Origin of the sequence: Actinomadura terrae (assembly GCF_022751215.1) — a bacterium.
Lineage (GTDB): Bacteria > Actinomycetota > Actinomycetes > Streptosporangiales > Streptosporangiaceae > Spirillospora > Spirillospora terrae.
This window is the reverse complement of the sequence record NZ_JAICDG010000004.1, coordinates 419679-430637: the sequence shown is the minus strand read 5'-3', so window position 1 is coordinate 430637 and position 10959 is coordinate 419679. Positions and strand designations below refer to the sequence as shown.

The 10959-nt window shown below is 73.6% G+C and carries 11 protein-coding genes; 6 read left to right on the top strand and 5 right to left on the bottom strand.

Annotation, left to right across the window (positions count from 1 at the left end):
• Nucleotides 1-46: 46 nt before the first annotated feature.
• Nucleotides 47-1204, bottom strand: coding sequence for an NAD(P)/FAD-dependent oxidoreductase (locus K2F47_RS26550; RefSeq protein ID WP_242908075.1), 1158 nt, complete (start codon nucleotides 1202-1204; stop codon nucleotides 47-49).
• 254 nt (nucleotides 1205-1458) lie between these two features.
• Here K2F47_RS26550 and K2F47_RS26545 point away from each other — a divergent pair, with 254 nt between their 5' ends.
• The 6 genes from K2F47_RS26545 to K2F47_RS26520 are packed head-to-tail and all read left to right on the top strand — an operon-like array spanning nucleotide 1459 to nucleotide 8814.
• Nucleotides 1459-2157: an electron transfer flavoprotein subunit beta/FixA family protein gene (locus tag K2F47_RS26545; protein ID WP_242908073.1), complete on the top strand. Its 699-nt coding sequence runs from the start codon at nucleotides 1459-1461 to the stop codon at nucleotides 2155-2157.
• Nucleotides 2150-3061, top strand: coding sequence for an electron transfer flavoprotein subunit alpha/FixB family protein (locus tag K2F47_RS26540; RefSeq protein ID WP_242908071.1), 912 nt, complete (start codon nucleotides 2150-2152; stop codon nucleotides 3059-3061). Before K2F47_RS26545 ends, K2F47_RS26540 begins: the two co-directional genes overlap by 8 nt.
• Nucleotides 3062-3063: 2 nt before the next feature.
• On the top strand, nucleotides 3064-5142 hold the full coding sequence (locus K2F47_RS26535; RefSeq protein WP_242908069.1) for a S9 family peptidase: 2079 nt from the start codon (nucleotides 3064-3066) through the stop codon (nucleotides 5140-5142).
• The gene (locus K2F47_RS26530; protein WP_242908067.1) at nucleotides 5142-6527 is read left to right on the top strand and encodes a S41 family peptidase; all 1386 of its coding nucleotides are present in this window, start codon (nucleotides 5142-5144) and stop codon (nucleotides 6525-6527) included. The genes K2F47_RS26535 and K2F47_RS26530 overlap by 1 nt, the downstream gene beginning before the upstream one ends.
• A complete protein-coding gene (locus tag K2F47_RS26525; protein ID WP_242908065.1) occupies nucleotides 6524-8035 on the top strand; it encodes an AMP-binding protein in 1512 nt (503 codons plus the stop codon). Before K2F47_RS26530 ends, K2F47_RS26525 begins: the two co-directional genes overlap by 4 nt.
• The gene (locus K2F47_RS26520; RefSeq protein ID WP_242908063.1) at nucleotides 8032-8814 is read left to right on the top strand and encodes an enoyl-CoA hydratase/isomerase family protein; all 783 of its coding nucleotides are present in this window, start codon (nucleotides 8032-8034) and stop codon (nucleotides 8812-8814) included. Before K2F47_RS26525 ends, K2F47_RS26520 begins: the two co-directional genes overlap by 4 nt.
• Before the next feature lie 5 nt (nucleotides 8815-8819).
• Here the strand turns inward: K2F47_RS26520 and K2F47_RS26515 are convergent, their stop codons facing one another.
• From K2F47_RS26515 to K2F47_RS26500, 4 genes are all read right to left on the bottom strand, one after another.
• The gene (locus K2F47_RS26515; protein ID WP_242908061.1) at nucleotides 8820-9764 is read right to left on the bottom strand and encodes a hypothetical protein; all 945 of its coding nucleotides are present in this window, start codon (nucleotides 9762-9764) and stop codon (nucleotides 8820-8822) included.
• Nucleotides 9761-10351, bottom strand: coding sequence for an RNA polymerase sigma factor (locus tag K2F47_RS26510; protein WP_242908059.1), 591 nt, complete (start codon nucleotides 10349-10351; stop codon nucleotides 9761-9763). Before K2F47_RS26510 ends, K2F47_RS26515 begins: the two co-directional genes overlap by 4 nt.
• Before the next feature lie 125 nt (nucleotides 10352-10476).
• The gene (locus K2F47_RS26505) at nucleotides 10477-10638 is read right to left on the bottom strand and encodes a hypothetical protein (RefSeq protein WP_242908057.1); all 162 of its coding nucleotides are present in this window, start codon (nucleotides 10636-10638) and stop codon (nucleotides 10477-10479) included.
• Nucleotides 10639-10749: 111 nt separating this feature from the next.
• Complete coding sequence (locus K2F47_RS26500) at nucleotides 10750-10896, bottom strand: hypothetical protein (RefSeq protein ID WP_242908056.1); 147 nt, start codon at nucleotides 10894-10896, stop codon at nucleotides 10750-10752.
• Nucleotides 10897-10959 lie beyond the last annotated feature (63 nt).

The following is a 10959-nucleotide window of genomic DNA, read 5'->3' as shown; positions in this document are numbered from 1 at the left end:
ACGATCGTCAGGTCGTCGTATCGACCTTCGCGACATGTGTCGCGTCTCATCCCATGATCTTCGCGTTGCCGTAGCCGCCGGTCAGCAGCGCGCCATCCCCGAACCGGCCGGGGCGGAACTGCGTCAGCCCGGGGTGGGCGGGACGGCCGGTCAGTAGGTCGGCGACATGCCTGCCGAGCGCCGGTGCCCATTTGAAGCCGTGCCCGGCCGTCCCGGCGACGACCGTGACGCGGTCCGCGACCGCGCCGATCACCGGCTGCCAGTCGGGCGCGACGTCGTAGAGCGCCGCGTAACCGGAGGAGGCTGCCGCCCCGGCCGTCCCCGGCATTCGCCGGACGAGGGCCTCGGCGATGCGGAGCTGCTCGTCCGGCCACAGCTCGCCGGAGTAGTCGTCGGGGTCGGCCTCCGGCTCCTCCCAGAGTGTCCCGACCAGGAACTGTTCGCGGGGCTCGGGTTTGACGTACAGGCCGTCCGGCATCGAGGCCCAGATGTAGGGCACCGGGTGAACCTCGCCCCAGCCGTAGGTCGCGATGATGTGGCGTTCGGCGCGGAGGGGGAGTGTCACGCCGAGGGTGCTCAGGAGGGCGGACGTCCATGGCCCGGCGGCCAGCAGGACCTGTCCGGCCGTCACCCGCTCGCCGGACGCGGTATGCAGCCGGACGGCTTCGGCGAGCGGCTCGATGGTGGTGACCTGGGTGTCTTGAAGCAGGCGGGCGCCGAGCGACCGCGCGCGGTTGAGCATGCCGAGCGTGGTGCCGACCGGGTCGGCGTATCCGGCGCCGGGCTCCCACGCGGCCCAGCCGATGCCGGACAGGTCGAAGGCCGGGAAGTCGGCGGCGATCTGGACGGGGGTCAGCAGGTCGGTCGGGGTGCCTCGTGTGTTGAGTCGCTGGACGGTCGCTTGCATTCGCTCGCCGTCGCCGGGCTCGTGCAGGAAGAGCGCGCCGGTGGTGACGAAACCCGCGTCGCCGCCGTGCGTCCAGTCGGCGAAGCCGTGGAAGAGGTCGAGGGAGTCGCGCGTCAGCGTCGCCAGGAACTCGTTGACGTAGTAGCCGCGGACGACCGCGCTGGACCGGCCCGTGGGGCCGGACGCCGGGCCCGCGCGTTCCAGGACCGCGACCTCGGCCCCGCGCTCCGCCAGGTGCAGGGCGGCGCTCGCCCCGTGGACGCCGGCACCGATGATCGCGACGTCGTAACCCGCCATCTCGCTCCGTCCCTGGTCGAGGATCTCGCCTCGACGCTAGGTTCCGGGTCGTGCGCCTGTCGTGCGACGCATGTCTAGGCGGGCCGCTCGATTTCGCGTCAGATGACGGGCGAGCGCGGGACCCGTCCGGGCCTAGCGTCGTCGTCATGCGCCTGACGATTCTCGTCCCGGTGAAAGATGTACTAGTCAGTTCCGGGGGGCGTGGGGGGTCGTCCCCCCACAAGGGACCGGCCCGGTTGAGGGTGAGCGGCGGCGTGCTGACCGGACACGGCGTGCCGCACCGGCTCGACCCGGTCAACGAGGTGCCGCTGGAATGGGCCCGACGGCTGCGGGACGGCGGCGCGGCGGTCTGGGTCGTCGCGATGACGCTGGGGCCCGCGGCGGCGACCGGTGCGCTCCGGCGCGCGCTGGCGCTGGGCGCCGACTCGATCGTCCAGGTGGAGGACGACGCGTTCGCGGGCGCCGACGTCCGTACGACGGCGCGCGTGATCGCGGCGGTGGCGACCCAGATCGGCGCGGACCTCGTCGCCTGCGGATACGAGAGCGCGGACGCCTCCTCGGGCGCGGTCCCGGCGGCCGTCGCGGGATGCCTGGGCGTGCCGCTGCTGAGCCGGGCCGGGCAGGCGGTGCTCGACGGCGGTGAGGTGACGGTCGTGCGGGACCTCGGCGCGGGACCCGAGCGGGTCACGGCGCCGCTGCCCGCCGTCGTGTCCTTCGTCGAGGGCGTGATCGAACCGCGCAGCCCGGCGTTGCGCGAGGTGCTGAAGACCCGGTCGGTCGTCCCGACCATGTTCGCGGCGGACGATCTCGGCGTGCGGATACCGGACGAGGCCGTCCGCGATGTGCGGGTTGTGGAGGCGGCCGTCCCGAAGCGGGTTACGTCCGTGCTGGGGTTCGACGAGGGCGTAGACGCGCTGCTCGCGCTGCTGACCGGCGAGGCCGCCGATGCGTGAGGTGACGGTCATCGCGCGGGACGTCGTGAGTGCGGGGGCTCTACTGGGGATCGTCCCGTCCGGTGCGGCGACGCGGGTCGTTCTGCTCGGCGAGGCGGACGGCGCCGACGGGCTCGCGGCCGACCGCGTCCTGGTGGCGCCCGGGCTGTCCGGGCATGATCCGGCGGCGATCGGGCCGCCCCTCGCCCCCCTTCTCGCCGCCACCCGGCTCATCGTGCTCGACTCGGGCCAGCCCGCCCGGGACCTGGCCGGTTGGCTGTGCGCGACCCTCGACCTGCCGCTGGTCTGGGCGGTGGAGCGGCTCGCCTGCCGTCCGGACGGCGGGATCGAGGCCGAGCGGCCGGTGCTCGACGGCGGGCACCGGCTCGTCCAGCGGCTGCCCGAGGGGCGTCCCGTGATCGTCCTGGCCAGGCCGGGGGCGGTTGCGCGGGAGGCCGGGCGGCCCGTGGTGGAGCGCGCCGATCTTCGCGCGGCGCCCAGCGCGTTGACGGTTCGGCCGCTGGAACAGGGGGTGGCCATGTCCGCGCGGGGCCTCGCCGGGGCACGCATGATCGTGAGCGTCGGACGCGGCGTCGGCGCCCCCGAGGCCGTCGGCCGCTACCGGCGGCTCGCCGAGCTGACCGGGTCCGCGCTCGGCGCGTCCCGGGCCGTGGTGGACGGCGGCTGGCTGCCCTTCGCCCACCAGGTGGGCCAGACCGGGGCCACGGTCGCCCCCGACCTGTACGTCGCGTTCGGGATCTCCGGCGCGGTGCAGCACGTCGCGGGCATGCGCGCCAGCGGCCGGGTCGTCGCGGTCAACACCGACCCGGAGGCGCCGATCGTCCGGCTGGCCAATCTGGTGATCGTCGCCGACGCGAACAAGGTCGCGGACGCGTTGCTGCGGCGGCTGGAAAGGGAGGGCTAGCGATGGACCGGAGCTTCTGGCTGCCGGACGGGGACGGGCTGTGCCTGGTCGAAGACGGGCGGCTCTACCTGGTCGATCCCGCCGCCGGCGGGGTGCCCAAGGAGATCGACGTCACCGGGCTCCCCGGCGGGCTGGACGGCATGACGTGCTCCGGCGGCGCGCTGGAGTTCGGCGGCGACGGGCGCCGCGTCCGGCTGGACCCGTGGACGGGCGAGGTCGAGCATCTCGGCCCCCGCGCCGTCCAGGAGCGGGAGCGCAGGCGGCCACGGACGCTCGGGCCGGGCGCGCTCGCGGGCGATCCCGACCTGGTCGAGGTGCTCGACCCGGGGGAGCGGCTCGCGCTGGGCCGGATCGGCCCCGACCTGAGCCTCCGGCACACCGCCGACGACCGTTCCGAGCGGCTGACGACCTCGGGCACCGACGATCGGCCCTGGGAGGTGGCGGGCGCGTGCTGGTCACCCGACGGCGGACGGATCGCCGCGCTCCAGGTGGACCTCACCGGCGTGCGCCGGATGCCGGTCGTGCACTGGCTGAAGGCGTGGGAGGAGATCGAGTGGGTGCCCTACACCCGCAGCGGCGGCCCGTTGCCGCAGCTCGTCCCGCACCTCATCGACGTCCGGACCGGCCAGGCGGAGACCATCGACATCGGCGCCGAGCCCGACCAGTACGTGGCCTTCCTCGGCTTCCGCGAAGAGGTGCTGCACCTGGTCACGCTCAACCGCGTCCGGACGCGGATCAGGCTGCTCGCCGCCCACCCGGACGGCACGGCCGACCTGCTGTTCGAGGAGGCGCGGGACTCGGTGCTGCCCTCGGCCTTCGGGATCGCCGTCGACATGGTCAGGGTGCTGCCGGAGTCGGGGCGCTTCGTCGTCCGGTCCGAGCGGTCGGGGCTGGCCGCGCTCTACCTGTACTCGCCGGACGGCCGCGACCACACACCGCTGACCGGAGACCTCGACCTGCCGGTGGCCGGAAGCGACCTGGACTATCCCGAGATGGGCGCCGAGACCCCCGAGCAGGGGATCGCGGCGGTGGACGAGTCCGCCGGGCTCCTCTACTTCAAGGCCGCCGCCTCGCCCGAGCGCCCCTACGACCGGCACCTCTACCGGGTGGGGCTGGACGGCACCGGACTGCGCCGGATGACCGACGACGACGGGCAGCACGACATCGAGTTCAGCCCGTCCGCCAGGTTCTACCTGGACACCCACTCCGCCACCGACCGCCCACCGGAGACACGCCTGCACGCCGCGTCCGGTGAGCTGATCTCGGTTCTCCACCGGGCGCCGATGCCCGGCTGGCGTCCGCCCGAGGAGTTCACAGCGCTCGCCGCCGACGGCCGGACCGAGCTGCACGGGCTGCTCTACCTGCCTCCCGACCTCGACGAAAGCGGCTCCTACCCCGTCATCGACCTGATCTACGGCGGCCCGCAGGAGACCCGGGTGCCGCGCCGCTTCGGGCCGGGCCGGGGCGCGTTCGCCGCGCGGCTCAGCGCGCTCGGCTTCGTCTGCGTGCTGCTCGACGGGCGGGGGACGCCCGGCCGGTCCAAGGCGTTCCACGACACCGGGTACCGGCGGTTCGGGCAGCACGAGATCGCTGACCATGTCGCGGCCGTCCGGCAGGCCTCCGCCGCCCGGCCCTACCTCGACCTCGACCGCGTCGGGATCTTCGGGCACTCCTGGGGCGGCTACATGGCGCTGCGCGGCATGCTGACCGCCCCCGACTTCTACCGTTCGGGCGTCGCGGCGATGCCCGTGGCCGACCTCGACGACCACCACGCCATGGCGATCGAGCCGTATATGTCCACCCCGCAGGACAACCCCGAGGGGTACGCGGCGGCGTCGAGCCTCGACCTCGCCGACCGGCTGCGCGGACGGCTGTGCGTCATCGCCGGGACCAGCGACGTCAACGCCCCCTTCTCGGCCACGGTCAAGCTCGTGGACGCCCTGGTCCGCGCAGGCAAGCGCCACGACCTCGTCCTGCTGCCCGGGGTCGATCACCATCCGCGCGGCGCGGCGCGCGAGTACTACGACAACGCCGTCCGCGCCTTCTTCCTGGAAACCCTCCGACCTGAGGAGAACCACTGATGCGAGCCCCGACCCTCGCGGCCGCGCTCTCGCTGGTATTGATCACCGCCCCCGCCGCGACGGCCGCGACGCCCGCCGCGCCCGCCGCGTCCATGACGGGTATCTGGCGGACGGACGGATACGGCATGGTGCTGTCGGTCGAACCGTCCAAGGCGACGCTGTTCCAGACGACGGCCATCAGCTGCATGCCCATCGACGAGGCGACCCGTGTCGGGACGCCGCGTCCCGGGGCCGCCGCCGTCTACCGGCTGAGCGACGGCAACACCATCCAGCTCCGCCCCGGCGCACGGCCGAACGCCGCGACGTTCCACGCCGACGGATCGAGCGGCGACCGCAACCTGATCAAACTCGGCAAGCCGCCGGCGACCTGCGGCGGGCCGCAGCCGTCCGGGCCGGTGGGCACGTTCGACGTCTTCTGGCAGAGCTTCGCGGAGAACTATCCCTTCTTCCGGCAGCGGCACGTCGACTGGGCGGCGCAGCGGAAGCGGTACCGGCCGATGGTCAACGCGCAGACCACCGACGAGCGGCTGTTCGAGATCCTGCGGGACATGATCGAGCCGCTGGGGGACGCGCACACCGGCGTGTTCGCGGGCGACCGGGAGTTCACCGGCCTGCGTCCCGGGACCCAGCCGACGACCCGCGAGCTGGGCGTCCGGGCCAAGGAGCTGATCGACCGCCGCGACCTGCGCGGCGCGGGGCGGGACTACGCGGCGGGCCAGCTCACGTTCGCCGAACTGCCCGGCCGGGTCGGTTACCTGCGGGTCGCCGGGTTCTTCGGATACGAGACCGGGAGCGACTTCGACTACGCCGCCGACAAGGCCCGGCTCGCCGAGGCCCTCGACAAGATCATCACGCCGGGCCGGCAGCTGCGCGGGCTGATCATCGACGTCCGGTACAACCCCGGCGGCTACGACGCGCTCGGCCTGCAACTGGCCGCGCGGCTCACCGACCGGCCGTTCGTCGCCTACCGCAAGCGGGCCCGCAACGACCCGGGCGACCCCGCCAAGTTCACCCAGCCGCAGCCGATCACGGTCAGGCCCGCCAACGCGCCCCGCTACACCGGTCCGATCGCGCTGCTCACCTCGGGCACCACCAACAGCGCGGGGGAGACCTTCACCCAGGCCCTGATGGCGCGGCCCGGACGCGTGGTCCGGATCGGGCAGAACACCCAGGGCGTCTTCTCCGACGTCATGGAATGCCCGCTGCCCAACGGCTGGAGCCTCTGGGTGCCCAACGAGGAGTTCCTCACCCGGACCGGGAGGACGTTCGACGGCGCGGGCGTCCCGCCGCACATCCGCGTCCCGGTCTTCACCCCGGCCGAGTTCGCGGGCGACCGCGACTCCGCGTTCGACCGGGCCCTCGCCGTCCTCGGCCGCCGGACATGACCGCGACCAGCCTCGGCGCGCTGCTGAGACGGCGCGCGGCGACCGCGCCGGAGCGTCCGCTGCTGCGCTTCGGCGCGGTGACGCTGACCGTCGGCCAGGTCGCCGAGCGCGCCGCCCGGCTGGCGAACGTCCTGCGCGCCCATGGTGTCGGACGTGGCGACCGGGTCGCGGTGATGATGCCCAACGGCGCGGGCTTCCCCGTCGCCTGGCTCGCGATCGCCTCCCTCGGCGCGGTGGCGGTGCCGGTGAACATCGGCTATCGCAGCGCCGACCTGACCCATGTGATCGGCGACTCGGGCGCCCGGACGGCGCTCGCCGGGGGCCCCGACGCGGCGGCGGCGCTCCTCCAGGCGGGCGTCGAGCAGGTGGGGGTGCTGGACCCGGCGGACGCGGGCCCCGCTCCGTCCATCCCCGGGACGTTCGACGCCGGAACCGAGATGGGGCGGGCGTCCGCCGCGTTCGACCCGCCCGAGCTCGGCCCGGACGACCTCGTCAACATCCAGTACACCTCGGGGACGACGGGCTTCCCGAAGGGCTGCGTCCTCACCCACGGCTACTGGCTGCGGACGGCCGAACTCGTCCGCGACATGATCGGTGTGTCGGAGACCGACGTCGACCTCACCGCGCAGCCGTTCTCCTATATGGACCCCCAGTGGAACACGGTCCTCTGCCTGCTCACCGGCATCCCCCTGGTGATTTTGCCGCGCTTCTCCGCCTCCACGTTCTGGAAATCGGTACGCGAGCACGGCGTCACGTTCTTCTACGTCCTCGGCACCATGCCGGTGTTCCTGCTGCGGCAGCCGCCGGACGCGGCCGACCGCGACCACGCCGTCCGGCTCGTGCTGTGCTCGGGCATCGTGCCGCAACTGCACGCCGCGATGGAAGAACGCTGGGGTGTGCCGTGGCGCGAGGCGTACGGGACGACGGAGACCGGCGCCGACCTCTACGTTCCCGTAGACGACACCGCCTCGGTGGGGTCGGGCGCCGTCGGGGTGCCGGTCCCCGGCAAGGAGGTCCGGATCGTGGACGGGGAGCTCGCCGTCCGCGGTGAGCCGATGATGCGCGGCTACTGGAACGACCCCGCCGCAACCGCCGAGCGGATCAGGGACGGCTGGCTCTACACCGGCGACCTGGCCCGCCAGGACGAGCGGGGCCGCTTCCACCTCGTCGGCCGCCGCAAGGACATGATCCGGCGCGGCGGCGAGAACGTCGCGGCGGCCGAGGTCGAGGCCGTCCTGGTGCGGCACCCGGCCGTGCGCGCGGCCGCCGTGGTCGCCGTCCCCGACGCACTGCGCGGCGAGGAGGTCAAGGCGTTCGTGCAGGTCAGCGAGCGGACCGACCCGTCCGAGCTGATCGCCTTCGTGCGCGAGCGGCTCGCGCCGTTCAAGGTGCCCCGCTTCCTGGAGTACGTGGCGGAGTTCCCGATGACCCCGTCCGAGCGGATCGCGAAACACCTCCTGCCCACCGGCCGAGGCGCCGCGCACGACATGCGGAAGGACCCCCGATGAGCGACCTCCAGGTGACCCGTTCCGGCCCGGTCCTGACGATCACGTTGGACCGGCCCGAGGTGCTCAACGCCGTCCGCCGGCAGACCCTCACCGAACTGGGCGCGGTGCTCGACGCGGCGGAACGGGACGCCGCCGTCCGCGCGGTCGTCCTCACCGGCACCGGCCGGGCGTTCTGCGCGGGCATCGACCTGACCGAGACGGCGGACCGGCTGTCGGCCGCCCCCGAGGTGCTCGCGGCGCAGGTCACCGACCTCCAGAACCTCACCCGCCGCCTCACGACGCTCCCCAAGACCGTCATCGCGGCCGTCAACGGCCTCGCCGTCGGCCTGGGCGCCGAACTGGCGATCGCGTCCGACATCCGCGTCGCCGCCGCCGAGGCGCGGTTCACGTTCCCGGAGGCGACGAGGGCCCTGTATCCGACCAACGGCGTCCTCTACCTGCTGCCGCGCCTGGTCGGGCACGGCCGGGCCCTCGACCTCCTGCTCACCGGCGACCCCCTGAACGCCCCGGACGCCCTGACCGCCGGCCTGGTCAGCCGGGTCGTCCCCGGCCCGGACCTGGCGGCCACCGCCGCCCGCCTGGCGCGGACCATCGCCGCCGCCGCGCCCCTCCCCGTCACCATGATCAAGCAACATCTGCGCGAGAGCTGGGAGCGCGACCTGGAAGGCGTCCTCGCCCTGGAGACCGAAGCCGCCCTGGCCTGCCTGACCGGCCGCGACCTCGCCGAAGGCGTCACCGCCTTCGGCGAGAACCGCGCCCCCTCCTTTGACCACGGGTGACGGCGTCAGCAGCCCTTGAAGAGGGCCTTGTTGTAGGAACTTTTCCCGATGTCCGGCCGGTCCTTCTGGATCGACAGCACGACCTGTCCCGGGGCCCACGGGTCGGCGTTGGTGACGTACCAGTTGCCGGGGAGCTTGGCGCGCGGCTCGCTGTAGCCGTAGCCGTTCGCCTCCCAGCGGAACATCGTCGCGGTCACCTTGCGCTGCTTGAGCCGCTGGTCCGCCTGCTCGACCGTGAGCCCCCTGACGTCGAAGCAGTGCAGGGCCTCGCCGGGCGCGAACGCGCTGGCCGTGCTGCTGTACTGCTCGCCGGGACGGGCCTCGCGGCCGAACGAGACATCCGCGTTGTCGCGGTAGCCGATCGGGATGCGCAGCCCGCGCAGGCACTTCCCGTCGCCGCCGCCACCGGACACGCAGCGTCCCTCCTCGATCGGCAGGATCTTGCGCGTGTCCGTGCCCTCGCCGTCGTCGCCCTGCATGACGATCGAGCCGACCAGGCTCGGCGAGGCGGGCACCAGCGTCAGATTGACGTGCATGCCGTGGGCCGCGAACTCCTTCGCATAGCGCTGCGGATCGGCGAGCGGGTCCTTGATCCGGACCTCGATGTAGCCCTTCCGCTTGGTGAAGCTCAGCGCCGCGACCGGCTGCGGGTCGAACCCGCCGGCCCTGCCGCTCTGGGACGACGCGGGACGCTTCGGCGCATGCTCGGTGGGCTGCACGACCAGGGCCGTCACGGCGACGGCGCAGGCGGCCCCCAGGGCGACGGGCAGTCCGATCGTCCAGCGGCGGTGGCGGCGGCGCGGCCCCGGCGCCGGGGCCGCCTCGCCGGTGGCCGCGAGGGTGATCCGGTCGAGCAGCTCCCGCCGGGTCTCCTCGCGCACCGGGCGCAGGGCCTCGGCGTCCGAGAGCGGAGCCGCGTGACGGATCAGGGAGTTGAGGTCGTGGGTCATGCGGACTCTGCCTTTCTGGACGGTACGCGGGTGTCCGGTGCGAGACGGTCGGACCGCGCGGCGGGCGCGCGGGCGACCTCTCGGGAGATCCCCCGGCGTTCCAGCTCGCGGGTGAACCGGCGGCGGGCCCGGTGCAGCCGGACCCGCACCGCGTTGCGGCTCACCCCGAGCACGGTGGCGATCTGTCCGTTGTCGAGCCCCTCCCAGGACGCGAGGCCGAGCAGTTCCCGGTCGCCGTCCGGCAGCGCGCGGAAGGCCGCGCCGATCTCGGGACGGTCCGGTTCCGGAGCCGGTGCCGACGCGAGGTCGGCGGCGAGCTGCTGCCCGATCCTCGTGGTCAGGTCCCGGCGCCTTCGCTGGCCCCGGTGCAGGTTCGCCAGCGTCCGGCGGGCGACGCCGTAGAGATAGAAGCGCGCCTCGTCCCCCGGCGGGACGTCGTCGAGGCGGCGCCAGGCGACCAGGAAGGTCTCGGCGATCACGTCGGCGGCGTCGTCGGCGTCGCCCGTCCGCCGCCGCACGTAGCCGGTGACGTGCCCGAGATGAGCCTCGTACAGCTCCTCGAACCGGGCCGAGCGTTCGTGTCCCAAGCCATCTCCTCTCGGCGGGCGCCCCGGAGGGGACGCCGCGTGCCCGACGGTCGGAGAATGTCCGGCTTGCGGACGAGCGTTTCAGGAGACATGATCTCCAGCTGCCGACCTCCCTCCTTACGCGGTCAGAGGCCGGTCTTCCTCACGACCACGACCAGGCCGTTCGTGAGCAGCTCGTCCGCCAGCCGGTCGGCACCCGTCCGGACGGCGACCGGGACCGCCAGCGGCGCGACGGCGGCGCCCCCGGCCGCCGGGCAGGTACCGGCCGGCGCTGTAGAGGGCGACAAGGGACACGGTGCTGATCGAGTCGCTCCACGACCCGGCGAGCATGCCCCTCGGCACGTCGACGGCGAGCGTGACCACGGGATGCCGCCGCCGCACCATCAGCGCCCCGGCCGTCACGCTCCCGCCGCGACCACGACGATCCGGGACGCGGGGGCATCGTCGACCGCGCGAACCAGCAGCTCGGCGAGATCCAGGACGAACGCCACGGCCGCGACGACCGCATCGCCCTTACGACCGCGCGGGCACCGGGCTTCCCCCATCCATCGGCCCCACGCCACAAATACCAATCACCCCATGAACCGCTGGACGTTGGTGTCGCGAAC